This is a genomic window from Paenibacillus sp. HJGM_3 (assembly GCF_045062745.1).
In the GTDB taxonomy this organism is placed as follows: Bacteria; Bacillota; Bacilli; order Paenibacillales; family NBRC-103111; genus Paenibacillus_AA.
The window spans coordinates 305,055-331,208 of record NZ_JBJGED010000004.1 but is presented as its reverse complement, the minus strand read 5'-3'; the positions used below and the strand labels follow the sequence as shown (position 1 = coordinate 331,208).

General features: G+C 60.0%; 19 protein-coding genes. 5 read left to right on the top strand and 14 right to left on the bottom strand.

From position 1 onward, the window contains the following. Nucleotides 1-15: 15 nt before the first annotated feature. The 3 genes from ACI5FR_RS07000 to ACI5FR_RS06990 all read right to left on the bottom strand — a co-directional run bounded on the left by ACI5FR_RS07000 (nt 16) and on the right by ACI5FR_RS06990 (nt 3,360). Nucleotides 16-1,176, bottom strand: a complete 1,161-nt coding sequence (locus tag ACI5FR_RS07000; RefSeq protein WP_405452182.1) for a dihydrodipicolinate synthase family protein — start codon at nt 1,174-1,176, stop codon at nt 16-18. Nucleotides 1,177-1,193: 17 nt separating this feature from the next. After that, nucleotides 1,194-2,345 (bottom strand): Gfo/Idh/MocA family protein, encoded by a 1,152-nt coding sequence (locus ACI5FR_RS06995; RefSeq protein WP_405452179.1) that lies wholly within the window; start codon nt 2,343-2,345, stop codon nt 1,194-1,196. Between the two features lie 112 nt (nt 2,346-2,457). After that, entirely contained in the window at nt 2,458-3,360 is a 903-nt protein-coding gene (locus tag ACI5FR_RS06990; protein ID WP_405452177.1) for a LysR family transcriptional regulator, read from the bottom strand. A 111-nt stretch (nt 3,361-3,471) separates the two neighbouring features. Here ACI5FR_RS06990 and ACI5FR_RS06985 point away from each other — a divergent pair, with 111 nt between their 5' ends. The 3 genes from ACI5FR_RS06985 (at nt 3,472) to ACI5FR_RS06975 (ending at nt 6,920) form a co-directional block, all read left to right on the top strand. Then, nucleotides 3,472-4,074, top strand: coding sequence for an ankyrin repeat domain-containing protein (locus ACI5FR_RS06985; protein WP_405452174.1), 603 nt, complete (start codon nt 3,472-3,474; stop codon nt 4,072-4,074). Nucleotides 4,075-4,182: 108 nt separating this feature from the next. Continuing rightward, nucleotides 4,183-5,529, top strand: coding sequence for an amidohydrolase (locus ACI5FR_RS06980; protein ID WP_405452171.1), 1,347 nt, complete (start codon nt 4,183-4,185; stop codon nt 5,527-5,529). After that, nucleotides 5,529-6,920 carry a purine/pyrimidine permease gene (locus tag ACI5FR_RS06975; protein ID WP_405452168.1) on the top strand — a complete coding sequence of 464 codons (1,392 nt, stop codon included), beginning with the start codon at nt 5,529-5,531 and terminating at the stop codon, nt 6,918-6,920. The genes ACI5FR_RS06980 and ACI5FR_RS06975 overlap by 1 nt, the downstream gene beginning before the upstream one ends. Nucleotides 6,921-6,946: 26 nt before the next feature. Here the strand turns inward: ACI5FR_RS06975 and ACI5FR_RS06970 are convergent, their stop codons facing one another. From ACI5FR_RS06970 to ACI5FR_RS06960, 3 genes are all read right to left on the bottom strand, one after another. After that, nucleotides 6,947-8,737 carry a glycerol-3-phosphate dehydrogenase/oxidase gene (locus tag ACI5FR_RS06970; RefSeq protein WP_405452165.1) on the bottom strand — a complete coding sequence of 597 codons (1,791 nt, stop codon included), beginning with the start codon at nt 8,735-8,737 and terminating at the stop codon, nt 6,947-6,949. Nucleotides 8,738-8,887: 150 nt separating this feature from the next. Then, complete coding sequence (gene glpK / locus ACI5FR_RS06965) at nt 8,888-10,393, bottom strand: glycerol kinase GlpK (protein WP_405452163.1); 1,506 nt, start codon at nt 10,391-10,393, stop codon at nt 8,888-8,890. Nucleotides 10,394-10,420: 27 nt separating this feature from the next. Next, on the bottom strand, nt 10,421-10,969 hold the full coding sequence (locus ACI5FR_RS06960) for a glycerol-3-phosphate responsive antiterminator (protein ID WP_405452161.1): 549 nt from the start codon (nt 10,967-10,969) through the stop codon (nt 10,421-10,423). Nucleotides 10,970-11,227: 258 nt separating this feature from the next. Between ACI5FR_RS06960 and ACI5FR_RS06955 the strand changes: the two genes are divergently transcribed. Beyond that, a complete protein-coding gene (locus ACI5FR_RS06955) occupies nt 11,228-11,851 on the top strand; it encodes a DUF3298 and DUF4163 domain-containing protein (RefSeq protein WP_405452158.1) in 624 nt (207 codons plus the stop codon). A gap of 74 nt (nt 11,852-11,925) precedes the next feature. Beyond that, complete coding sequence (locus ACI5FR_RS06950; protein ID WP_405452155.1) at nt 11,926-13,353, top strand: PASTA domain-containing protein; 1,428 nt, start codon at nt 11,926-11,928, stop codon at nt 13,351-13,353. 230 nt (nt 13,354-13,583) lie between these two features. Here ACI5FR_RS06950 and ACI5FR_RS06945 read toward each other — a convergent pair whose 3' ends face one another. From ACI5FR_RS06945 to wsfD, 8 genes are all read right to left on the bottom strand, one after another. Further along, nucleotides 13,584-13,835 (bottom strand): HPr family phosphocarrier protein, encoded by a 252-nt coding sequence (locus tag ACI5FR_RS06945; RefSeq protein ID WP_405452152.1) that lies wholly within the window; start codon nt 13,833-13,835, stop codon nt 13,584-13,586. A gap of 639 nt (nt 13,836-14,474) precedes the next feature. Continuing rightward, nucleotides 14,475-15,353, bottom strand: coding sequence for a TetR/AcrR family transcriptional regulator (locus ACI5FR_RS06940; protein WP_405452149.1), 879 nt, complete (start codon nt 15,351-15,353; stop codon nt 14,475-14,477). Nucleotides 15,354-15,389: 36 nt separating this feature from the next. Beyond that, nucleotides 15,390-18,620: an efflux RND transporter permease subunit gene (locus ACI5FR_RS06935; RefSeq protein ID WP_405452146.1), complete on the bottom strand. Its 3,231-nt coding sequence runs from the start codon at nt 18,618-18,620 to the stop codon at nt 15,390-15,392. 210 nt (nt 18,621-18,830) lie between these two features. Beyond that, nucleotides 18,831-19,682, bottom strand: a complete 852-nt coding sequence (locus ACI5FR_RS06930) for a GGDEF domain-containing protein (protein WP_405452240.1) — start codon at nt 19,680-19,682, stop codon at nt 18,831-18,833. After that, nucleotides 19,682-21,775, bottom strand: a complete 2,094-nt coding sequence (locus ACI5FR_RS06925) for a cellulose biosynthesis cyclic di-GMP-binding regulatory protein BcsB (RefSeq protein WP_405452143.1) — start codon at nt 21,773-21,775, stop codon at nt 19,682-19,684. Before ACI5FR_RS06925 ends, ACI5FR_RS06930 begins: the two co-directional genes overlap by 1 nt. Nucleotides 21,776-21,790: 15 nt before the next feature. Continuing rightward, complete coding sequence (locus ACI5FR_RS06920) at nt 21,791-23,041, bottom strand: glycosyltransferase family 2 protein (protein WP_405452141.1); 1,251 nt, start codon at nt 23,039-23,041, stop codon at nt 21,791-21,793. Then, entirely contained in the window at nt 23,038-24,600 is a 1,563-nt protein-coding gene (locus ACI5FR_RS06915) for a hypothetical protein (RefSeq protein ID WP_405452138.1), read from the bottom strand. The genes ACI5FR_RS06920 and ACI5FR_RS06915 overlap by 4 nt, the downstream gene beginning before the upstream one ends. Then, entirely contained in the window at nt 24,593-26,152 is a 1,560-nt protein-coding gene (wsfD, locus tag ACI5FR_RS06910; protein WP_405452135.1) for a glycan biosynthesis hexose transferase WsfD, read from the bottom strand. The genes ACI5FR_RS06915 and wsfD overlap by 8 nt, the downstream gene beginning before the upstream one ends. Between the last annotated feature and the right edge of the window lie 2 nt (nt 26,153-26,154).

The window sequence follows — 26,154 nt, the reverse complement described above, 5'->3', positions numbered from 1 at the left end:
ACGCTTCCGTTACGCTTACGCGCCGGCCAGCTTGAGCACGAGGCTCATCCGCTCGGCGGCCAGATCCGGGTTAACGAGCAGGCCCGCCTGATCCGCCATGACGAACAGGTCGGACAGGTGCACGATCGACCGCGCCCCCTCCGCTCCGCCGATCATGCGGAAGTGGTTCTGATGGCCGTTCAAGTACGCCATGAACACGATGCCGGTCTTGTACGCATACGTCGGCTTCTGGAAAATATGGCGCGACAGCGGCACCGTCTTCTCCAGCAGTGCGTCATACCGCTTCACGTCGCCGTTGTCCAGCGCGTGGATGGCGGCCGCCGCAGCCGGCGCGATCGCGTCGAAGATCCCAAGCAGCGCATGGCTGTAGCCCTGTTCGTCGCCCTTGATCAGCTCCGGATAGTTGAAGTCGTCGCCGGTGTACATCTTAACACTCGCCGGCAGCTGACGGCGCATGACGATTTCCTTCTCGGCGTCGAGCAAGGAAATCTTGATGCCGTCGACCTTGGATTCGTTCGCGCGGATGACACGCAGGCAGACGTCCATGGCGGCGTTCAGGTCCTTGTGCCCCCAGTAGCCGGTCAGCTGCGGATCGAACATGTCGCCCAGCCAATGAAGGATAACCGGCTCCTTCACTTGGCTCAAAATCTTGCCGTAGACGCGCTCGTAGTCTTCCGGGCTCTTGGCGCAGGCGGCGAGAGCGCGCGACGCCATCAGGATGATGCGGCCGCCCTGCGCCTCGACGAAGCTGCACTGCTCCTCGTAGGCCGCTTCCACCTGCTCCAGCGTCACGTTCGGGCCGGGCGCCAGGTGGTCGGTGCCGGCGCCGGAAGCGATCCGGCCGCCGACGGCACGCGCTTCCGCCGTGGAGCGGCTGATCAGCTCCTTGGCGCGCTCCCAGTTCAAGCCCATGCCCCGCTGGGCGGTGTCCATCGCTTCCGCGACAGCCAGGCCGAGCGACCACAGGTGGCGGCGGTACGCGAGCGTGCCGTCCCAATCGATCTGCCCGTTGTTCAGCGGATCGGCGTCCGCGAACGGATCGCACACGACGTGTGCGGCCGAATAAGCGATACGGCTCGTGAGCGGAGCCTTGGGCGGCTCGATGACGGCCGCCTGCCCCGGTGTATACGAAAGACGCTTGCCGCCGGATTGCGGCAGCAACAACGTGTTAGCCATGGAATAGCTCCCCCTTTTTACAAGCTCAGCTTAGGTACGTCCAGCCAGCGGCGCTCTTCCCAAGATTGCAGGCCGAGGTCGGCGAGCTGCGTGCCCTTCGCCCCTTCGAGCAAGTCCCAAGGGAACGGAGTATCGATGACGACGTGCTTCAGGAACAGCTCCCATTGGACCTTGAAGCCATTGTCATACACGGTGTTGCCCGGCACTTCATCCCATTGCTCGATGAATTTGAACGGATTCTCGATGTCCGGGTTCCAGACCGGCTTCGGCGTGTGCACGCGGTGTTGGGCTTTGCAATCGCGCAAGCCGGCCACGGCGCTGCCTTCGGTCCCGTCCACATGAATCGTCAGCAGGTCGTCGCGGTTCACGCGGGTCGTCCAAGAGGAGTTCGCTTGCACCACGATGCCGCCTTCCAGCTCGAATGTAGCGTACGCCGCGTCATCCGCTGTAGCCGTATAACGCTCGCCCTTCTCGTCCCAACGCTCCGGAATGTGCGTGACACCGATACAGGAAACGGCCTTCACTTCGCCGAACAAATTGTCCAGGACATAACGCCAATGCGCGAACATGTCGACGATGATGCCGCCCCCGTCTTCCTTGCGATAGTTCCAGGAAGGACGTTGAGCCGGCTGCCAGTCGCCTTCGAACACCCAGTAGCCGAACTCCATCCGGACGGACAAGATGCGGCCGAAGAAGCCGGAATCCACGAGACGCTTCAGCTTGAGCAATCCCGGCAGGAACAGCTTGTCTTGCACGACGCCGTTCTTCACGCCCGCTTCTCTAGCCAGACGAGCCAGCTCCATGGAGGAAGCCAAGTCGGTCGCGGTAGGCTTTTCGCAATAAATGTGTTTGCCTGCGGCGATCGCTTTCTTCACGTCAGCGGCGCGCCGAACGGTCGTTTGCGAGTCGAAGTAGATCACGTTGTACGGATCGGCTAATGCCGCGTCCAGATCGGTGCTGATCCGGGTCAAGCCGTGCTTGTCGGCCAAGTCCTGCAGCTTGCTTTCCTGACGTCCTACGAGGATCGGGTCCGGCATGATTTTGTCCCCGTTCGGCAGCTCTACGCCGCCTTGCTTGCGAATGGCGACGATGGAGCGGATCAAGTGCTGGTTCGTGCCCATCCGGCCGGTAACGCCGTTCATGATAATGCCGATTTGATGAATAGCCATGAGTTCAGGTCTCCCTTTTCTAATTTAGTTGGAATCGCTGTAATGCTTGCGGATATGCCCTCATTGTATCGTTCTCGGCCAAGCGCGTCTTACGAATCCCAGAACCGGATTCTCAATTTCGGAAATGATCCTCGCCCAATTTTTCCCGCATCAGCTCTATGAAGTGCTGGGCCGTCTGGGACAAATAATGCTGCTTGAGCCAAATCAAAGCGGACGACGCTTCGAGTGCCGCGCCTTCGAGTCGGCAGGATCGCACCTCATACCCGCGATGCAGCTTCACCACGCTCTCCGGCACCAACGTAGTCCCGAATCCCGAGGCGACGAGCTCCAGCAGCACATGAATATCCGAGCATTCGCACACAATATGGGGAACAAGCCCACGCCGGGTAAAAGCATCCATAATCATTTGATACAACCCCAGCCCTTCCGTGCTCGGGACGATCAAAGGTTCATTCACGAGCTGTTCGAGCGCTGCTGGAGCTTCCAAGGGCTTCGTGGCGTGTCTAGCCGATGTGACAAAGCAGAACGGCTCCCGGGTCAGAGGCAGGACGTGAAAATCTTGCAAATCCAGCGGCACCCGAATGATCGCCAGCTCCACTTCCCTCTCCCGAACCAGCTTGCACAGTTGAGCGGATTCATTTTGCTGAATGCGGTACGTGATGTTCGGATAGCGCGCCTGAAACAGGCTCAGCAGCTCCGGCAGCCACTCGTTCGACAACGTGTTGACCCCGATGCTCAGCTTTCCCCTGTGTCCGCTGCCCTGCTCCCGCACCTCGATTTGCGACTCTTCCAATAATTTCACGATATTCAACGCATGCTTATAGAAAAGCTCTCCCGCCCCCGTCATCTGCAGCTGCTTGCCTGTTCGCTCCACCAGCTTGACTCCGAGTTCCTGCTCCATAGCCTTGAGCTGCTGGCTGAGCGGGGGTTGTGCCATATGCAAGCGGCGGGCGGCCGCCGTAATTTGTCCCTCTTCCGCAATCGCGATGAAGTACCGCAGCTGTCGGATATCCATTACCGGCCTCCTCTATATGCTTAAAGTATGAAAATGCAATTTAACAAATATTTTTCGTATGCCTCCTCCCATGATACCATATTAATCAGTTGCTAAGGAGGGGATGCACGCATGCGGAAGCAAGAGGACTTGATGAAAGCCGCCGAACGCGGCGAAACGGCGACAGTGCTGCGATTGCTGGAGGAAGGCGCGGACATCAACGGAACGGATGCGCAAGGACGGACACCCGTCATGGCCGCGACGTACCACAATCGGGTCGATACGGTACGGGCGCTCATCGAAGCCGGCGCCGATCTGAATGTGCGCGACCACCGCCAGGACAACCCGCTCTTGTACGCGGGTGCTGCCGGACTGCTGGACATCGTCAGGCTTGTCGTGCAGGCTGGAGCGGATACGAGGCTGACGAATCGCTTCGGCGGGACGGCGCTGATCCCCGCGTGCGAGCGAGGGCATTTGGACGTAGTCGAGGCGCTGCTGACGTTGTCGGACGTCGATGTGAACCATGTGAACCGGCTGGGCTGGACGGCGTTATTGGAAGCGGTGCTGCTGAGCGACGGAGGCCCGGTCCATCAGCGCATCGTGAAGCTGCTGCTCGAACACGGCGCGGATGTGCATATTCCGGACAAGGACGGCGTTACCGCTTTGCAGCATGCGGAGCGGCTGGGGTATACGGAGATGGTCCGGCTAATGGAGCTTAACGAGAGTTCTAGCTAAGGTATAGATAGGATTCAGGAGACAGGGCAAAGTTGGGAGAACTGCTGCGGGACTATGATGCACTCATCGCGTTTATCATTTTTACGGATAGAAAGAAGGTGCTTCTAAATGTTGGCACGACATGGGGACGCGGTATCTGCTGGAGCTGCGGGGTTGAGGGAACTCCCGGCCTACTGGCTGCGCAATGTTCGGCTGGAAGGCAGATTCCGCTACGAGGAAGGCCGGATCTCCGGCACGGAGACGGAGCTGTGCGATCTGCGGATTGAGGACGGCTCGATCCAAGCGATTCAGCCGGCAGGGGTTGGTACTGCGGCTAGAGCTGGCGGGGCTGCTGGTGACGCGGGTGACGCAGGTGACGATGGAGCTGCAGGCAGCGCAATGCCGGCCGATGCGCTTCCGGAGCTGGATGCTAGAGGGCTGCTCATGCTGCCCGCTTTTCGCGAGATGCACATCCATCTCGACAAAACGTACTACAGCGGCGAATGGAAGGCGGTGAAGCCGAGCTCGAGCATCTTCGACCGCATCCGCGAGGAAGAGGAACTGCTGCCGAAGCAGCTGCCTTATGTGGAGTCCCGCGCGAAGGCCTTGCTGTCGCTGATCCTCCGCTTCGGCTCCACCCATGTGCGGACGCACGTCAATGTGGACCCGGTCATTGGGCTCTGCAATCTGGAGGCGACGATGCAGGCTTTGGACGCCTTCGTCGGGCGGATGACGCACGAGGTCGTGGCGTTCCCGCAGCACGGGCTGCTGCGCTCCGGGGTGGAGCGCGAGGTGCGCGAGGCGATGCGGCGCGGGGCAACGCTTGTCGGCGGCGTCGATCCCGGCACGGTCGACGGGGACGTCGAGCGGTCGCTGCAGACGCTGATGGACATCGCGGTCGAGGCCGATGCCGGCATCGACCTGCACCTGCACGACCGTGGCGAGATCGGCCTCGCCACGATGCACCGGCTCGCCGACCTGACGGAGCAGGCCGGCTGGCAAGGGCGCGTGACCGTCAGCCATGCGTTCGCGCTGACGGGCGATCCCGGCGAGGCGGCCGCACTCGCCGACCGAATGGCGGCGTTCGGCATGGCCGTCACCTCGACCGTGCCGATCGGCACGATGCAGATGCCGCTGCCGATGCTGCGCGACCGCGGGGTGGCGGTCGGCCTCGGCAACGACAGCATCACCGACCACTGGTCGCCGTTCGGCACCGGCGACTGCCTGGAGAAGGCGACGCGGCTCGCGGAGCTGTACCGCTTTACGGCGGAGCGGCCGCTCGCCCGAGCGCTCGGGTTCATCACCGGCGGCGTGCTGCCGCTGGATGAGGACGGCCGCCGCGTCTGGCCGGCGGTCGGCGATGCGGCCGACGCCGTGTTCGTCGCGGCGAGCTGCTCGGCCGAGACGGTCGCGCGGCGCCCGAAGCGCGAGGCCGTCTTGGCTCGAGGGCGCCTAGTGGCGGGGACGTTCGGCTGATGCGCCCGGCCTCATCCTCTACACCGAACCCGAACTCGAACCAGAACCCGGATGCGAAGCCGGCCAACCGGAATTCGTCCGGGCTCGTACTGGGGCTCAATACCGTCCAGTGGTTCATCTTCCTGCTGGCGAACTCCGTCGCCATGCCGATCGTCATCGGCAGCGTATTCCACCTGCCGCTTGAAGAAGTAGCGTCGCTCATGCAGCGCACCTTCTTCATCGTCGGCGTCAGTTCGCTGCTGCAGGGAGCGCTCGGCCATCGGTATCCGATCGCCGACGGTCCGGCCGGCTCCTGGGTGAGCGTCTTCGTCATCATGGCCGACATGGCGCTGCAGCGGGGGGAGAATCTGCACGATACGCTGCAGATTATCGAAGGCGGCCTGCTCGTGACAGGCGCGCTGCTATTCCTCCTGGGCGTGAGCGGGCTGTTCTATCGCATGCTGAGCCTTTTCACGCCGCTCGTGACCGGCTCATTCCTGCTGCTCCTCGCCATCCAGCTGAGCGGTGTGTTCCTGAAGGGCATGCTGGGCCTCTCCGGCGAAGCGGTCCGCATGGACACTGGTACAGCCGCCGTCGCCATCGGGGTATTCGCGATCGTCATCGTGCTCTCCGTGAAAGGCAAAGGCTGGCTTCGCAACTACGCCGTCCTGATCGGCATCGGCCTCGGTTGGGCCGCATACGCTGCCTTCGGGCTTGGCAGGAGCGGCGCGACGGATGCCGCCAGTCCGTCCGACTCCACGGCTTCAGCCCCATGGTTCGAGCTGCCCGAGCTGTTCGCCTGGGGCCCGCCGCATTGGAATGCCGGCATCGTCATCACCGGCGCGCTGTTCACGCTGATTCTCGTGTCCAACACGATTGCGGCGATCAGCGCGGTTAGCCAAGTCGCACCGGCGAGCCCCAAGGCGACGCCGAAGAGCATCTACAACCGCGGCAGCATCGCCGGCGGCGTCACGCACTTCCTGACCGCGTCGTTCTCGACGATGGGGCTCGTCCCGCTGCCGGTCTCGGCCGGGTTCATTCAGCTGACCGGCGAGAAGCGGCGGTCGCCGTTCCTCGCCGCTTGCGTGCTGCTGGCCCTGGTGGCGCTGTTCCCGGGACTCGTGCATGTGCTGGCGCTGCTCCCCGGGCCGGTCGCCAACGCGGCGCTGTTCGCTACTTTCGTGCAGATGGTCGGCATCTCGGTGCAGTCTATCCTGCGGGACCCGCTCGACCAGCGCCGGCTGACGATCCTCGGGATCACACTCGTGTTCGGCGCCGGCTTGATGTTCCAACCGTCGACCGCGTTCCAAGCGCTGCCCCCCAGCGTGCAGTACATCTGCGGCAACGGGCTGCTAATCGGCACGATGCTCGCCATCGTGCTCGAGCAATTATGGAAGAAGCGGCCCGCCTAACGGGCCGCTTCTTCCCTATCCATCCTCTAGAAATGATCCCGCTCGGCGGGCACGGTCGCTTCCCGCAACCGGTTCTCCAGCTCCGTCGCATATTCGGCCGTTCGTTCGTCCGACCAGCCGAAGTCCTTCTGCATCCACGCGATAACCGGCTCCTTCCACTGCCGCACCCAGGCGATGTCGAAGAACAGCGCTCCGGTCCGGCGGATGAAGAAGTCGACGGGCTTGACGGTCATCTCTTGATCGACCGAATACGCCAGCTCCGCGCGCAAGTAGGCAGGCAAGTCCGCTGCCGCCGTCTCGGCTCCTCGGCCGACACTCGCCACCGCCGTCTTCACCGCCGGGCTTGCGCCGTCGACGCCCACGCCTGCCGCACCTCCCTGCGCCTCCAGCGCCGGCGCCGCCTCCGCCCCGGCGGCCGCCTCCTCCACGCGGATTAACGCGAACACGGCGTCGACGTTCGAGCCGTACCGGCGTACGATCCGCTCGGCCTCGGCGTCACCGAGCCCCAGGCGGCGCGCTTCGTCGCGCTTCGCGGCGACGAACGCCGCGAGCCGCGCTGAGCCGCCGACGTCGCCGCCGGAGATCGGCAGCCGCTTCGTCCGGCTCGCCGGAATCGCAGCCGCGCCCTCCGCCTGCAGCTGGCCGGCGGCCAGATCGACCACGGCCTCGGCCATCTTGCGGTAGCCGGTCAGCTTGCCCCCGGCGATAGAGATGAGGCCGGACGCCGACACGAGCACCTCGTCCCGCCGAGAAATCTCCGACGGGTCCCGGCCTTCCTGATGGATCAGCGGCCGCAGCCCCGTCCAGCTGGACTCGACGTCCTGCTCGGTCAGCTTCACGTCCGGGAACAAGCTGTTCACCGCATTGATCAGGTACTGCCGGTCATGCACGGTCAGGAGCGGGTTCACCCGGTCCCCGTTGTAGTTCGTATCCGTCGTCCCTACGTACGTCTTGCCGTCACGCGGAATGGCGAACACCATGCGGCGGTCCGGCGTATCGAAGTACACCGCCTGCCCGAGCGGGAACCGCGACTGATCGAACACCAGGTGGACGCCTTTGGTCAGGTGGAGCGTCTTGCCTTTCTTGGATTTGTCTAACTCCCGCAAAGTATCGACCCACGGGCCGGTGGCGTTGACGATCTTTTTCGCCCGAAGCCGATAGACCTCGCCGCTCAGCCGATCGATAACCCGCACGCCGACGATTCGCCCTTCCTCATACAGCAGCTCCTCGACGGCCGTGTAATTCACCGCGCGGGCGCCTAGCTCGATCGCCTTCTTCATCACCTCGATCGTAAGCCGCGCATCGTCGGTCCGGTACTCCACATAATAGCCGCCGCCCTTCAGACCGCTGCGCTGCAGCAAGGGCTCTCGCTTCAGCGTCTCCTCCCGGCCGAGCATCTTCCTCCGCTCGTTCCGCTTCACACCGGCGAGATAATCGTACAGCCGCAGGCCAAGCGATGTGGACCAGCGTCCGAAGGTACCTCCCGTATAGATCGGCAGCAGCATCCATTCCGGCGTCGTCACGTGCGGGCCGTTCTCATAGACGATCGCGCGCTCCTTACCGACTTCCGCCACGAGCTTTATCTCCAGCTGTTTCAGATACCGCAGGCCGCCATGGACGAGCTTCGTCGAACGGCTGGACGTACCCGCCGCGTAGTCTTGCATCTCCACTAGCCCTGTTCGGAGCCCTCGACTGGCGGCATCAAGCGCGATCCCCGCCCCCGTAATGCCTCCGCCGATCACCAGCAGATCCAGCACCTCTTCCGACATGGCCTGAAGCCAGGCCGATCTAATCTTTCCCGAAAATTGTACACTCATTCTGTCTCTCCTCCTCTATTTACGCGAAAATAAGCAAAAAACCACAAGCAAGCGGGCTGCATTCGCCTTAGCAAACGCAGTCGCTGTTGTGGTTTCTCCTCGAACTCCAACCGTTATGAACTTATAAAGGTATCATAGCACAACCATGCTTTATTTGAAAGCGATAGCCGCCCGGACCGCTTTCGCCCAACCCGCGTACAGCTCCTCGCGCGCTTCGGGCGCCATCTGCGGCCGGAAGGTGCCGTCCACCTGCCCGGCCCCAGCCTGCGCGAGCTCCTGCTGGCTCGACCAGTAGCCGACCGCGAGTCCGGCCAAGTACGCGGCGCCTAACGCCGTCGTCTCTTGCGTCACCGGCCGTTCGACCGGAACCCCGAGCATGTCGCTCTGGAACTGCATCAGGAAGCTGTTCGCGACCGCGCCGCCGTCGACGCGCAGCTTTTGCAGCCGGATGCCGGAATCCTCCTCCATCGCATCGAGGACGTCTCGCGTCTGGTAGGCGAGCGACTCCAGCGTGGCGCGGATGAAGTGCGCCTTGGTCGTCCCGCGCGTCACCCCGAATACGGCGCCCCGCACATCGCTGTCCCAGTACGGCGTCCCGAGTCCGACGAAGGCCGGCACGACATACACGCCGTCGGACGACTCCACCTGCAGCGCATATGCTTCGCTGTCGGAAGCCCGCTCCAGCAGCTGCAGCCCGTCCCGCAGCCATTGGATGGCGGACCCCGCGACGAAAATGCTGCCCTCCAGCGCATATTCGACCTTGCCGTTCAGCCCCCAAGCGATCGTCGTCAGCAGCCCGTGCTGGGAGGGGATCGCTTCGGCTCCCGTATTCATCAGCATGAAGCAGCCGGTGCCGTATGTGTTCTTGGCCATGCCGGGCTCGAAGCACAGCTGTCCGAACAAAGCGGCCTGCTGGTCGCCCGCCACGCCTGCGATCGGAACCGGCGCTCCTCCGAAGCACTCGGCGGAAGCAGCCGTGTGGCCGTAGATGTCCGAGGAAGGCCGCACCTCCGGCAGCATCGAGGCCGGGATGTTCAAGATGCCGAGCAGCTCCTCATCCCACTTCAGCTCATGAATGTTGTACAGCAGCGTTCGCGAGGCGTTGGAGTAATCCGTCACGTGCACGGCACCGCCGGTCAGCTTCCAGATGAGCCACGTGTCGATCGTGCCGAACCGCAGATGCCCGGCCTCCGCCAACTCGCGTGCGCCCTCGACGTGATCGAGGAGCCACTTGATTTTCGTCCCGGAGAAGTAGGCGTCAATCAGCAGCCCGGTCCGCTCGCGGAACAGCGGCTCCCGTCCCTCCGCTTTCAGCTCGTCGCAGATCGGAGCGGATTGCCGGGACTGCCAGACGATGGCATTGTACACTGGGGTGCCGGTGCGGCTATCCCACACAACTGTCGTCTCCCGCTGATTCGTAATCCCGATCCCGGCCAAGTCCGAAGGGGAGATGCCGCTCTCCGCCAGCACCCGGCGAATGACGCTCTGCACGGAACGCCAAATCTCCTCGGCGTCATGCTCCACCCAGCCCGGATGAGGGAAATGCTGGGTAAACTCCTGCTGCGCTAGATGCGCCGGCCGGCCCTGCCGATCGAACAGCAACGCCCTGGAGCTCGTCGTCCCCTGATCAATCGCTAATATATACGATGAGTTCACGCTGTACTCCTCCCTTTTCCTACCGACTCATTTCCGCCACAGCTCCCGGTGTGATGTCGTCACCGCCGATGCACCCGCTTTCAAAGCATTCTCCACATCGTCCCTCGTCCGGATGAGCCCTCCCGCGAAGATCGGAATGCCCGTTCGCTCTCTGACCTCGGTGATGAGCTGCGGAATGACGCCCGGCAGCACTTCGATCACATCCGGCTTCGTCCGTTCGAGCAGCGAGTAGCTTTTCTCCAGCGCACCGGAATCGAGCAGGAACAACCGCTGAATGGCAAGCAGCCCGTTCTGCTTCGCCTTGGCGATCACTCCGCTTCGGGTTGAGATCAGCCCGGCGGGCCGTATGCTCTGGCAGACGAATTCCGCGGCATACTCGTCGTTTTTCAGCCCTTCTACCAAGTCGACGTGCAGGAGCAGCTTCTTCCCATGGGTCTTCCCCAGATCCACGAGCGACTTCAACTGACCGATGTGGCTGTCCAGGAGCACGATATACGTGAACGAGGTCGGCAGCAGCTTCTCCAGATCCTTGACTTTCCGTACCGCCGGCAGAATCGTTTGGTTGTGAAATGGCATCCTTGCTTCTCCGTTCCCGCTAAAGTGATGTAGAGCCTTGGGCGAAAATAAAAAAACACATAAAAATTGCTTTGTCCCGAAATATGCAAACAAAACAACCTATGTGAATCTCCCGATCTCCATCACGCGTATCAACTTGACCTCATTGTAAGCCGCTCCGCCTCCAAATGTCAATGCATCTTGCACGGTCCAGTATTAGAGCCGGCACCGGCCGAATAGGCTAGTATATCCGAACCATACGGAAAGGAAGGACCCTCCATGCCTCTCTATCAGTTGCCCGTCGCGGTGCAGACCCGCCTGTTGACCGCCCCGGGGGTTCGCATTGAATACCCGAGCGTGACCGGACTGGCCAGCCAAGCGTCCGAAGATTCGATCAACCGGACGATCTACAAAGCCGTCCACACGCTCCAGCAGCAGCAGCAGAAGGTGCAGACCGGCTCCAACATGCAGATGACCGGGCATTACGAGATCAAGACGAACGAGCGCGGCCTCCTGAGCCTCCTCCTGAGCAACTATGCGTATTCGTATCCGATGGCGCACGGCAACACCTTCGCCCGATCGTTTACTTTTGACGTGAACACCGGGAAGCTCTACTCGCTCGCCGATCTGTTCAAGCCCGGGGCGAATTACGTCGAGACGCTGTCGCGGGACATCGCCGGCCAGCTCCGCCAGCGCAATCTTCCGCTGCTGCACGGCTTTCACGCCATCAAGCCGGATCAAGATTATTACTTGGCCGATAAAGCGTTGGTCCTTTATTTCCAACTCTACGAGATTACACCCTATTATGTCGGGATGCCGATGTTCCCGATCTCGGTCTACGACTTGCTCGCGCTGGCTCCGGACTCCAGCCCGCTGTCCAAGCTGGCCGTCGATGTGGTATAAAACCCCTGGAGGAGAGGTGACCGAAAATCGGAACTCATTTCGAATGCTATTAGGAATGAAGTGAGGTGACCCGCATGAAGCAGCAAGCCCCCCGGTACATTCAGCGGAATAAGCTGATGCCGATTCATAACGATTATCTGAGCTTGGGGGAGGACTTGACGCTTCGGCGACCGGTGCTGATCTATACGATCTCCAGACGGGATGGGCTCCCCATCGACACGTATCGTCGAACGATCGAGCAAGCCGCGCCGGAGCTGACCAATCCTCCTTGCTTGCATTTGTTGGATATGGAAGTCCATATGGACCGTTTGCATATTATTCTGCACTACAAGCCGGGCCAGCCGCTCGGTGCCTATATGAGATCGACCCGCTCTACCCTTGCTCAGAAGCTGAGCCTGGTCCTGCAATTCGGCCGGATGTGGCTCGAGGCGGAGAAGGAGCTCGGGGCTCCTTTGCCGTCCGTGTCCCTCGATCTGCACAACCTTTGGCTTACCGAAGAGGGTCAGCTGTACGCGATCAACTCCTGGGACCGGCCGGATGCGAACCGCAGCCGCAGCGTGGCACAGTCGCTCAGCCGTTTGCTCGTTCAATTGATTGTACGTGTTGAAACGCCGCCGGCTACACTGGACTCGGTGGTGACGGAGCTGCGCTATGCGTTGTCCGCCAACTCGGCCTCCCCCATCCAAGCGGACGACTTGCTTGCTGTGCTGCGGCATGGTTGGGCCGGGCAGCTGACGCTATCGGCGTTCGTCACGAGTCTCCTTACGATCGAAGGAGGAGGCAGCTATGCCGCGGACACACGTGTCCTGCCGCCGCGGTCGGGACGTGCCGTGTCGTCTGACGTGCAACCGGTGAAACGAGAAGGTGTTAACGAAGCGGCTGCCGGGAAGGAAGCGCAAAAACGAGAGCAGGAGCATGAGCAGGAGGAAGTGCTGGAGGAAGTGCTGGAGGACTGGCACGAGGATGGGCAAGTTGATGAGCAAGAGGACATGCAGGAGGACGTTCAGGAGGAAAAACCATGGTTCGTCCGAATCGGCAAAAGAGCCGCCTGGAGCCTTTCCATCGCCGTGGTCAGCCTGCTCGTGTTCACCGGGGTCCTGACGTTGCTCATCCAACTCATCGACCTGACCCCGGAGGGCAAGTCCGCTGCGCCCTCCTCCACCGGGCCCAAGGGGACTTCGACTGCCTCGCCCTCTCCGACGGCATCTGCGTCCGGTTCGGCATCCGGTTCGGCGTCGCCTTCTTCGACCTCGTCGGCGACCCCGACGCCAACGCCCAAGCCTGCCGGCACCCCCATCCCGGACATCGTGTCCGTCCCGAACCTCGTGGGCATGACACGGGAAGCGGCGGAGCAGAAGGCAAAGGATAGCGGGCTGCGGTATGCGTACAACTTGGAACCGAGCGATCAACCGGCGGGGACTGTGTTTAAGCAAGATCTGCCCGCGAATCAGCAAGTGCCCAAGGGGGAGCGCGTTACGTTTTGGGTTAGCAAGGGGCGGTAGCCCCCTAGGCCCGTAGACGTTTTAAAGTAGGCTCGAATCCTGCAAAAGTACAGCATTTCCACACGACATGGCATAGCTCACGTGAAATCATGTATTTTTGCAGGATTTAATCCTTGCATCGTTTATAAGGACTCGGACGAAGCTCGAACCACATGACGTATTATCCATTTGGCTCTACTATCGCAGATGCCTCCAACCCGCATGCCCTACTGCATGGCGGTTCTTTCTGTTCAATTCTCGAATAACACGCACATCGCTTCCATCGCTTCGAGATCATCCGTCCCGATTGTCCGCAGGGACACGGTGGCCCCTTTCGGGATTCTTTGAAACAAAAGCCCGAGTAGGCTTTTGACGTCGATCTGCGTCTCGTTGCCATTCAAGTAAGCGTATACTTGGGACTTGTAGCGACCGGCCTCGGTCGAGATCATCTTCAGCTTTTGGATATCCAGATCGTTTTTCACTACAACGTCGTGTACGCGCATCTGTATCGACTCCTCGTGGTTGTGGGGATCCTTAAGGTCTACAGTACATGAGACGGGAATCCGATTCAATCCTAAAACGTGACTTATTCGAATTTTCGGTCAAATGATCGTCATGGCGCCCGCTTACGTTCTTCCTGCCACTAATGGGTTAAGCACAGAACCTACTACCCGCAGCCTCCCCACCGAGTAAACACGATTTCTGGCTTACTCCCGCCTTCTGTCCGCTCCCCGCCCAGTAACACGATTTTTCCGGCTTACTCCCGCCTTTTTTACGCTTTCCTTCTAGTAACACGTTTTTATCGGCTTCCTTCGTTCCATTGGAGCACACCCCACCCAGTAACATGGATACTTTGTGCCAGAACGCGGCGGGCGGCTATGCTGTAGAGTAGAAATGTTACTTTGGAGGTCGGAAATCGACGGTTGGCCGGGCTGTAAAGTAACTAAGTTACTCTACAGCTCTGAAGTTGGGTGTCGGCGGGACTGTAAAGTAAATAAATTACTTTGCAGCTCAGAAGTTAGCCGGCGACAGGGCTGTAGAGTAGAAAAGTTACCTTGCACGGACCAAGCCACCTTCACACACAAAAAAAGCCCCGCCGTCCACCGCAACATGTACGACGCGGGGACAGCGGGGGCGAACCCTTACAAATACGCTTCAATATTGGCGATCGGCTTTTTCAGCTTCGGCTGCTTCAGGCCCTTGAGCAGAGCCAGCATGCCCTTAACCAGCACGACCTGCGGCTCGGGCTTCTCGAACTCCGCCTCCAGCACCTGGAGGGTGGAGTTCAACTCCTCCAGCTTGCCCGGCTTCAGGTCGAGCGTATCCGCCAAGTCGCGGATGGCCTGGATCTCTTCGGCCACGCCGACCTTCAGCTTGTAGCCGCAAGGCCCGTTCTGCGCCTCGAACTGCCGGATCTCGTCCGCCTTCATGATCGGCTCCGTCTGGCGGCTCACCATCCCGCGCACCACGTCCTCGAGCCGGTCCACCATGAACAAGGCCAGCTTCTCGAAGTCCAGCTTCAGCTGCTCCTTGACCAAATATCCCATGTACCCGCCGATCAAGGCGTTGAAAATCGTAGCCGCGTCGAACGCATAAGGCGCGACCTCCTCCCCGTACAGCTCGACGATGCACTTCTGGTTCTCGATTAGTGAATAGCTGCGCAGGGTGAACATCGTTTGGTGGATCTCGTCGTTGAACTCGAACCTTTCCTGCAGCAGCATTTTCAGAAAATCGCCGTAACGGACGAAATGGGTGTAGTGCAGGACGATTTGCCGGACGAGCTTATCCCGGGGCGAAATGCCAGGGTCCTCCATAATGGCCCGGAAATCCTTGAACATCCGCTCGAAATGCAGCTTGCAAATCGACACGAGCAGGTCTTCCTTGGACTTGAAGTAAAAATACAGCGAGCCTTTCGCGATCCCCAGGGCATCGGCGATATCCTGAATGGATGTCCCCCGATACCCTCGTTCGGCAAAGCATTTCATCGCAGCCTCAATGATCTGACGCTTCTTCTCAACCAATAGTTCTTCACCGCCTTCCCCGTCCGGAGTGTGCGGTCAAGCTTCCTCTACTCGCTTCTTCCGGAAACGGGACAAAAATTCGTATACGATCGGCACGATGATGAGCGTGAGCAGCGTGGAGCTGATCAAACCGCCGATAACGGTCACGCCGAGACCTTTCGAAATGATGCTGCCGCCCGTCTTCTCGAACCCGAGCGCCAGCGGGAGCAAGGCGCCTACGGTAGCGAACGCCGTCATCAGGATCGGGCGAAGCCGGGTGCCCGCCGCCTCCAGCAGCGCTTCTCGCGTGCTGAGCCCTTCCATCTCCTTGTGCCGCACACGGTCGAGCAGCACGATCGCGTTCGTGACGACGATCCCGATCAGCATGAGCGCGCCCATCATAGCCGAAGCGCTAAGCGTCTCGCCGGCGATGTAAAGCCCGAGCAGCCCGCCGATAACCGTGAACGGCAGCGAGAACAGAATCGCGAACGGCGTAAGCGCCCCGCCGAACGTAATGACGAGCAGCAGGTACACGATCGCGACAGCCGCCGCAATGGCGATCCCTAGCTGGGTGAACGTCTCCTGGATTTGCTCCGTGACTCCGCCGAAATCCACATTGACGCCGGCCGGCAGCGACAACGTCTCGATCTTATCCTGGGCGGCGTTCGACGCCTTGCCCACGTCCTTGACCGTGATATTCGCGGTGACGTCCACGTACAGCTTGCCGTTCTTATGCGTAATGGAGTTGGTGGACGTGCCTTTCTCCACCTTCACGACATCCTTCAGCGGCACTTCGAATCCGAGCGGCGACTTGAGCTTCGTGTTCTCGATATCGGTGATGCTGCCGTACTGCCGAGTGTCTATATTAACATACACTTTGTACATCTTGCCGTCCACCTTGACTTCCGTGAGCTCCGGACGCTGGCGCACCGGGCTGAGCGCCATGGCGATCTGGCCGGCGGTGAGGCCCGTCTGGCTCAGCTTTTGCTGATCGGCCACCAGGGTGTACTGCTCGTAAGTCTTGGACAAGCTGGAATCGATCTTCTCGAAGGAGCTGTCTTCCTTCAGCACACCCTGGATTTGATCGACCGCTTTCTTGATGTCGTCGATATTTTCCCCGTAGACGGACATGCTAAGCTTGCTGCCGCCGAGGCCGCCGCCCCCGAAGTCCATAAACGCCCAATTGCCGGCCGGTTGGATCTTCTTCAGGTCTTCGAGCAGGTTGTCCTTCTCCTTCTTAAAATCCTGCAAATCGCTTTGGTACATCACGAAGAACAGAGCCGATTTCGACGGTCCCGGACTCAAAGGGTTTTCTCCACCCACGGAATACTGCAAGTCGGTTACGCCCGGACGATTCAGAATCATCTTCTCCGCTTCCATCGCGGTCTTCTCGGAGTCGGCCAGCAAGCTCCCCGGAGCAGGGTTGTATGTGACCATGGCGAACTTCTGCTCTTCCTCCGGCAGGAAGCTGACACCCACGACGTTTACGAGCCCCAGGCTCGCGACGAGCAGAACGACCGCAATCAGGAAGGTCACGAGCTTGTGCTTCAACGTCCAGTTGAGCAGACGGCGGTAGCCGCGCCCGAGCGCCCCCGGATTGTCTTCGTCATGCGCCTTCGTATGAGGCTTCACCTTGACCCCCCGGCGGAAGAACGAATGCGTCAGCATCGGCACGATCGTGATCGCCACGAGCAGCGACGCCAGCAGGGCGAACACCATCGTCCATGCGAACGGCAGGAACAATTGCCCGATCGGCCCGCTCACGGTGGCGAGCGGCAAGAACACGGCGATCGTCACGAGCGTCGAGGACATGATCGGCAAGAACATCTCGCGCGTCGCGTCGAGGATGAGCGCCTTGCCCTTCAGCTTCTCCGATTTAAGCATCATGCGGCGATAGTTGTTCTCGATGACGACGATCGAGTCGTCCACGACCCGTCCAATGGCTACGGTCATCGCGCCAAGCGTCATCGTGTTGAGCGTGATGTCCATCTGATTCAGGACGACGAGTGCAATGAGCAGCGACAGAGGAATCGAGACGACTGAGATCAGCGTCGTCCGGATGTTCCGCAGGAAGATCAGAATAACGATAATGGCGAACAGCGCGCCGAACAGCGCTTTGTTCAGCATCGTCTTGACCGATTCCTCGATCGGCTGCCCTTGATCGAACATCACGAGCATCTCGACGCCCGGATGGTCGGCCTTGACTTTGTCGGCAACCTCCTTGACCGCGTTCACGACCGACACGGTATTGGCATCGTTCGTCTTGGTCACATTAATGCCGATGGACGGGCTGCCGTTCGTGCGGGAGATCGACTCCTGCTTCGTGACGAGCTTCACATCCGCAACGTCCTTCAGCTTGACTGTCGGTAGACCTGCGGCTGCTCCAGCACCGACCTGGGCTCCGGTTCCTGCCGGTGCTCCAGTTCCCGTCGGCGTGCCAGCGCCGGTTCCCGCACCTGTCGCCGGCAAGCCTGCACCTGCACCACCCGCTCCAGCACCAGCGCCTGCACCGCCTGCCCCCGCTTGCGCCCCGGCGCCCGCACCTGGGATAGCCGGAATCGCCAAATTGTTCAAGTCATCCAGCGTCGTAACGTTGCCGTCCACGACGATCGCCTTCTCCGACTTCTCCATCTCGAACAATCCGAGCGGCACCTTCAAGGCCGAGCCCTGAATAATGCCCTTGACCGTATCCTCGGTCAGGCCGTACTGGGCCAGCTTCTCCTTGTTGAACGTCAGCTGCACTTCCTTCAGCTGCTGCCCGGAGATCGCCACGGTGCCGACCCCTTCGATGCCCTCCAGCGAGGATTTCACCTCGTTCGTCACGAGCGCCGTAATTTCCTCCAGCGACTGATCCTTGCCGGATACACTCAGCGAGACGACCGGGAACGCGTTGAAGTTGATCCGGGAGGCTTGTACCTCCTGCGCGCCCTCCGGACGCTGGAACGTGCGAATCGCTTCCCGCAGCTCGCTCTCGGCCTTATCGAGGTCTTTGCTGTATTGATAGCTTACGATAATGGTCGACACATTCTCCGAGGAGGTCGAGCTAACCTCGTCCACCCCGTTCAAGTTCTTGATGCGCTGCTCCAAGGGGATCGTAACTTTGTCCGCCACTTCCTGCGGCGCGGCCCCTGGGTAGACGGTATTCACCGTCAAGATCGGGATCTCGATGTTCGGGATCGTCTCCTGCTTCATGTTCAGGCCCGCATACAACCCGGCGACCGTCACTATGATCGTGAGGATCCACAGCGCGAACTTGTTGTTTAAAGAAAAATTGATGATTCCTTTCACAACACCACTCCGTTCTCTGTTTAGAAAAACTTGAACTCTGTTCAAACATAGATACATTTTAGTCGAACCGAGTTCAATAATCAAATGGATAAAGCTTGCTTCTAACGATTGCCAATCCGTCGTAGTATGGGGCTCCGCCCTCTTTACTATACGGGTTGCCGTAACGTCAGTCGCAAGATCTTGTTGCAATTTTGTGTCCATCTACCCGTGCTACACATCGTATTCCAGCTGCCGCTTCGCCTGCGCCACGAACTCCAGCGGGTTCGAGACCGTCTCGGGGTCATATTGGAACGCGCCCATTCTCAGCACGATCCCGACCCGGTACTTCTCGGCGAACTCGCTGCGGTTTAAGTCCGCAACCCGCTCCTTCAGCCGCTCCATGACGAGGTTCGCCCCGTCCCGGTCTGTGAACAGCAGGATGCCCCATGTCGGATTGTCCCGGTTCAGAATATACAGCGAATCGTTCGTCCGGATGCTCGTCTGACCGAGCTTGGACAGCTGCGCCACGGCGTCGAGCAGCTGCTGCTCGCCGATCATCCGCTTGATCTCGTCCCAATACTTCACGCCGATCACGAGCAGGGTGAGCGGAATGCCGTAGCGGACCGAGAGGGCCATGAACACCGGCGCGTCATATTGGAACGACAGCGTGTTCTTCAAGCTCGTGCGCTCGTCCATCGTCGCAAGCGTCGTATTGGACTGTCGCAGCCGCTCGTTCTCCTGCTGCAGCTGCTTCGTGCCGTACGTCAAGAGCCACGTCACGAGAGTGAACGCCGGCGTCATCACGAGCCAGAAGTAAGTGTGAACGCCGATGCCGTCTCCCTGCACGATCGTCTGGTACAACGTATACGTCCCGTAGCCGAAGATGAACAGAATGTTCAGAATCAGCCCGGCGGTCACATTCGTGAAGTACGTCACGATCGCGATGAGAAACGCCACGTTCAGGAAAATGACATTCTGCAAGTAACGATTCGGATCGCCGGCCGTAAACACAATGCAGATGAAACAGCTAAGGATGAGGAGCAAATACGCGCCGTCCGAGACGAGACTGCCGCGAAAACGCATCACCGTTCCCCTCCTCTCCGCTTCCGGTATTTTCGGATCAGCAAAAGGAGAGACACAAGCACGAGCAGGACGATCATCATGGCAATCGTCATAAAGCCGACGACGTCCTTGCGTGCGGCAACATCGCGCCATAAGCCCGACGGCTCGGCGGCCGCTTCCTTCTTGAACCGGAAGGCGCGAATCTGGCCGTCCCGGTCCGTGAGCGCGGCATCGCCGACCAACCGCCACAGCATGGCGTCCGTCGCGATTAATTTGGAAGCCATATAGGCGTAATCGCTGCCGCTGCCGGTCACCGCGAGGAGGCCGTGTCCGCCCTCATACGGCGAATCGATCAGCTGGAGGGTCCCGATCCGCTTGCCGTATTCCGATTCGAGGCTGATTTTCTCGTTGGAGACAAACCCGCTTCCGGACGGATCGTATCGAAAATACAGCTTCTCGTTATTCTCGCGAATAATCCGGTTGTTGCGATAAGTACCGATGGCGATAATCTCCTTACCCTCCAGTTCCCCGGCGCTGACCGTGTCGTCGTAGAAACGGACCGTCCCCGTATTCGTCTGCGCATACTGACCGAGCAGATGGAACACATTCGCGAGCGACTGGATCGTGTATGGGTCCCGTTCCTTAGGCAGGACGACCGCTACCTGATTGTAGCTCCCGTCGCGAAGGAACGGATACGGATAGCTGCTCAGGAGCAGCTCGGCCCGCTCCGTCATATTGAGCTGCAGCTTCGAGTGCGGGTCGATGAACGCCCAGGGCATCTGGTCCTGGTTCGCGGCGCAGCTCTGCTCCTTCAGCTCCAGGTCGAACGCTAGCTTCACGGTGAAGCTGCCGCTGACGTTCAACGTCTTCGGGATGAGCATCTCGAGACGGTCCCCGTCGGCCAGCTCCGACGAGAGCCTTTTGCTGCCTATAGGGCTGTCGTTGATCAACACGGTTACCAAGGAACGGTCAAAATCGACGTTCCGGGAATAGCGATACTCGAAGCTGACTTTGCTTGCGTCAGAAAGGGAGCGGTTGCCGGGCAAGGCGACGAAGTACGGTTGCTCCCGGTGATGGATGCCGGTCAGCCGGTCCCCGGTCTCCGTAAGTGTGATAGTCCGGCTGAGGCTGAAGGGCGGCGTCTCGACCTCCGTGCCGGCCTCAATGAACTTGCGGTCCGCGTCGAGCTGACCGAGCAGCGACTGGTTCGCGGCGAATCGCCCCGCGCGGGTCAAGAGGCCCGGATCGCTCGAAGTCAGGACGAGAATCGCGCGACCGTTCGTCTGGACCAGCTGGATCAGCGCCTTGTCCTTGAGCTCCGTCGGATCTACGAGCGCGCGGATATCAGCCGGCAGCCGCTCGTAGAGGGCCACCAGGATGACCGCGCGCTTCGCCCGGGCGTCGTCCATGCCTTCCTCCAGAAGAGGGATCGTCTTGTCCTTCACTTGGCTCGCTTGGGCATAGCCAGATAAGACGTAGGTGGCGGCCTCCAATTCGGAGGCCGCGCTATTCGCGGGCACGACGATCGCGTGCATCTCCTCATCGAACGTATCGAGCCCCTTGAATTGCTCGTTGAACTCCCGGATGCTGCCCTTCATTGATTGCACCGCATACTTCACGCTCACGCGCGACGTTTTGAAAATTTGCAGCCAGTTGTTGCGGTCCGCCGGGACGCAGGCTTGGTTCACATTGGTATCCGGTACAGTTGTCTCCAGTCGCCCTTGAACGGTCAAGACATTGCTGCCCGGCACGAGCAGCGAGACGGGGACGCTCACCGTGATCTGCTCCCGCTCGGCAGGGCTGATGACCGGACGAAAGGAATGGAACGGCGTCCCATTCAAGAGCAAGGTCACCCCGGATCTCTCGCTCTGCGTCAAGGGCGACGCCTTATACTCGAGGCGAACCTCGACGGACTCTACCGTCCAATAGTTCTCGATCCGGAAAAAGTGCTGGGTAGAGGTGATCCCTCCGGACAAGGACGTATCCGTCCAAAAGGTCGCATTCGTCTTGGCAGCGGCCGGATCGAGCGCGGCGGCAGCGGGGAGATGGGGCTGGAGGAGCAGAGCCATCACCAGGATGCCTAAAAGGAAACCCTTTTTTGTATGTTGGCTCATGGTCCTCACCTCCTTTTAGTACCGTTCGGTTTTGTACCACTCGGTCTCCCGCTTGAACGCGAGATCCTTCAGATACGCATAAAGCCCGTTCGCCGCCACCACCAGCCACAGTTGGCAATACGACACGTACATCAGCATAATGACCCAGACGTTCGACAAGCGCATTTCTCCCTTTTCCGTGACCACCGTGATGAACGTGCCCAGGACGAACAGCAGGAACGCTAGCATCCATAGGAACGAGCTGAAGCCGGCCAGGGTCGTCATAACGAAGCCCAGGGCGTTCAACACGAGCAGCAAGTCGGACACAACCAGAGAGGTGACGAGCAGAAAATAGATGGACAGAAAATAAATAATATCGAAGCGAACGGAGCCGGCCGACCGGTCGAAGAGCAGGGGCAAATTTTTGATGATCACATAAATGTTGCCCTTCGCCCAACGGGTACGCTGCTTGAACCAAACCTTTACGGTCTGCGGTTCTTGCTCCCACGTCACCGCTTTAGGCTGGAATTTGATCCGGAAGCCCATCCGATAAATGCGGAAGCTGATCTCCGTGTCCTCCGCGACTGCCCTCACATCCCAGCCCCCGATCCGCTCGACGATCTCGCGCCGCATGATATAGTTGGTGCCCGGGATCGTGCACAGCCGGAACAGCTTCCACCGCCCCGCCTGCGCCATCCACTGGAACGACAGCGTCTCGATGTTGATGAACCGGGTCAAGAGGCCCGCGTCCCGATTGCGGGTGCGGAACTTGCCGATAACCGCTCCGAGGGACGGGTCGTTCGTCAGCTCTGACACGAGGTACAAGAGCGCCTTCTTCTCCGGCGTATTGTCCGCATCATAGATGGCGATCAGCTCGCCGCGCGCTTGCCGGAAGCCGACGTTCAAGGCGTTCGACTTGCCCTTGCCTCCCGTCTCGGCATCCGTATGAAGGAAGATCAGATTGCGGCCCGGGTGCTTCTCCTGCAATGCGCTCAGCAGGTCGCGGCTATTGTCTGACGAATGATCGTTGATGACGACGATCTCATAGCGGTCCCGCGGATATTCCAGCGCCAGCAGGGCTTGGACTGTCTGGACAATCACCTTGCCCTCATTGTGCGCCGGCACCAGGATCGAGACGAAGGGGACTTCCCCTTGGAGCTGAGGGGGAGCCTCGTTCTCAATCTGCATGTAGTACAGGAATCCGGCCACGATTAGCACTACATTCACGAGGAGCAACGACCAGATGCAGATAACCGCGATGAGCATCAGAATGTCGGCGACGGTCATAATTCCATCCCCGAGCCCGTGCCGGTATATTTGCGCTTGTACATCCGGCGGCCTATGACGAACAACCCGGAGAATACGACCAGCGTCAACCCTATCAGGACGATGAAAATGCGGTTCTGCACCGTGAACAGAGCGTCCAAGCTCTTCTTGCCCGTCTGCACATACACATGCTCCGAGCTAATCTCCTGCATAGCACTGTTGACCGCGAGACCTCGTCCGTCGATCTCCAGCTGCCCGTGCTGCGCCAGCACGACGTGGGCGTCCGTCCGTACGGCATGCGGCGCATTTTTGTAGTCCGCGAACGGCGTCCACTCCGACAGCAGTCGATGGAGCGTGTCCTCCAGCCGCTTCTCGTCCTCGAGAAAATCGTACACGATGGCCGTATCCATCGGAGGCGGAGCGGCAGCTCCCGCTGGGGGAATCATCCTCCGGAACTCCTCCGCCTTCAAGGTGTAGACCGTGGATGAGAGTGCGACCGAGGTATTCGTCTTCTCCCGGTACACCGCCCGTTCATTAGGGAACAGGACGATTGAATCGAAAAAGGCAAGCCCCCTCGACATATAGTGGCGATCGTAGGTCCAATACATCTCGGCCCCGATCCCGAGCGGCGCGATTCCGTATTCGGCCATCGCATCCAGGAAGGCGCCCATCTGCGCCTTCAGCGTCGTCACGTCCTGACTGAGGGTGGACGTGACTATCGGCGTGCTCACGACGAGACTTCCGTTGCGGGCTTGCACGTGCTTGAGCGTCTCCATGTACCGCTTCATGGCCGGATAGTCGGCGTTGCTCAAGACGGGACGGACGCTCGCGATGAACGGAATGCCCGCTTCATACAGGCGATCGGCCATCCGATTCACCAGGTCCAGATTGGAGAACGGGTAGATGTCCCGGATCAGCGCATAATACTGGCCGGAGCCCGGCATCGCCAGCCAATCCCGGAGGAGGTAGCCGATCGCCAGCTCGCTCAAGCTGCCGCGCTCGAAATAGGGCACGTAGGCGTACCGTCCGTTCATGACTCCGTAGGGGAACGTCATCTGCCGCAAGTCCGACGTCATCGTGCCGTATCGGGTCCCTTCCGCCTGAGTGATATATGAGATTCCGTTCACCGGCATGGACGTCTCTGTGAAGGAACCGATCTGGAAGCGAACCGCATCCTTCCCGACGCGCGTCTCTTCCAGCGCCAAACCCTCGCTAACCTGATCCGGAAGCCTCGTGCCGATATGCAAGTATCGGCCTTCGTAAGTTTCGAAGTCTTGCTTATAACGCTCCGGCAGCTCCAGGTAATCGTCCGCATTGCGAACGACGATCACATGATTATAGTGCGCTAGAGTGCCCGGCTCATACGTGTCGAAGCTCTCGAGCGTCACCTCGGTCCCGAATGAAGCGAGCACGCGCTGCAGCGCTTCTACGTTCCCTTCCTTCGACGTTCCGATCGCCATACTGTCCGTGAGCAGCAGCACCGGGCGTGCCTCGGCCTGAACGGCGGCGCTCGGATGGGCGAGCGGGATTCCCAGCAGCAGCAAGGTGATTAGGGCCATGGTGCAGATTCGTCTATGCATGCAGCGTTCGTTCTCCCTGTGTCATTCTAGTTGTCGATGGCTTGCCCTGGACTCGTTCTGTGCCGGCCCACCCCAATTGGCGTCCGATCAGGTCGGCCAGGGTAATGAATGTAATCAAGTCGAAGACGATGGTGAAGAGGAACTCGTGTTTGGCCAAATCCGCATCCCCTGCGCCAACAATGGAGACGACGATGCCGGACAAGCCGATGAGCATCATCGTCAAGAGGAGCGGCAGGCGGACGAGCTCCCGCATATCGCGCCGGGACCAGCCTGCGAGGAAGGACCGCGCGTACAGCCCCAGCACCAGCAAGCCCCACAGGACGATGAAGCCGAACGTCCTGGGGGCGAGCGACTCCTTCAGCATGCTGTACCCGGAGAAGAACGTTGTCTGGGCCCCGAACGGTTTCCCCGCCGACAGCTCATAATTGCCCATCGCCGAAGGCCGGATCGTGAATCCATGCTGCGCGGCGAGATCCAGCATCTGCTTCGCTTGGTCGGGATGAGTGAGGTAGTAGGCCAGGATGGACCCGAAGCCGTAGCGGCTGTAGAACTGACTCTCCAGCAGCTCGGAATCGACGTCCACCGTCGTATACGGCGAGTAATAGAGGCTCTGATTCAGAATCGCGAATTGCGGATTAATCCCGAACGATTTGAGGGTCGCTTCCGGATCGGCGGCATGCAACAGGACCCCTCGGGTCATCGCATGGTATTTGTTGATATTCACGAATTGCTGCGGAATCAACACATACGAGCCGATGCTCGCCGCGAGCAGCGTCAGGCTGAGCACCCCGGCCACAACCCGGAACAACCGCTCTTTCCGAATGAAGAGGAGTAGAACGGCCAGCATCGCCACCAGTACGCCTACCGGCGCATTTTGCTGCTTGCTCGTCGTCAAGAGCAAGGCGCTGATGCCGAAGATCCCCAAATTCACGTAATCGTTGAACTTCCGATGATAGAGCAGCAGTCCGGATGCGAACAGGAGCATGACCATAATTAGCACCACGCTCTCACCGTAGAACGAGTTGAAATAAGCGGTATATGCCGTATCGCCGAAGACGAACACGGCCAGGGCAGCAACAAGATAGCCTTTGGTTCGCGGCATTTTCCATGTGACGCTCTTCACAAGCATGAATACGGCTCCCGTATACAGCACCGTATAGAGGGCCGCCTGATACCGAATATCGAATTGGTGCGGATGATACAGCAGCTGATTCAGGACAATCGCGGCTCGAATGAATAAGGACTGTGAGGAGAACACGGCGCTTCCGCTCTCATTGTGATACTGGAATATCCCGTACTCTCTCACGAAATAGCCCAAGTAGCGGCTGTCGTAATCAGGCAAATCATAGAAAAGGCCGTTGCCGTACGCGACCCGAAAAAAATCTCCGTTATCCGCCATTCCGATATAGGGGGGGACGAACAACGCGATGCAAGTGATGAGGAAGACGGCTGCGGCGGCCGCTTCGGCCGGCGCAGGCAATCGCAGCTTCGTCAGCAGGATGTAGAACCAGGTGTGGTGCGATTTGTAGCGGGAAGCACGTGTGTGGCGCATGC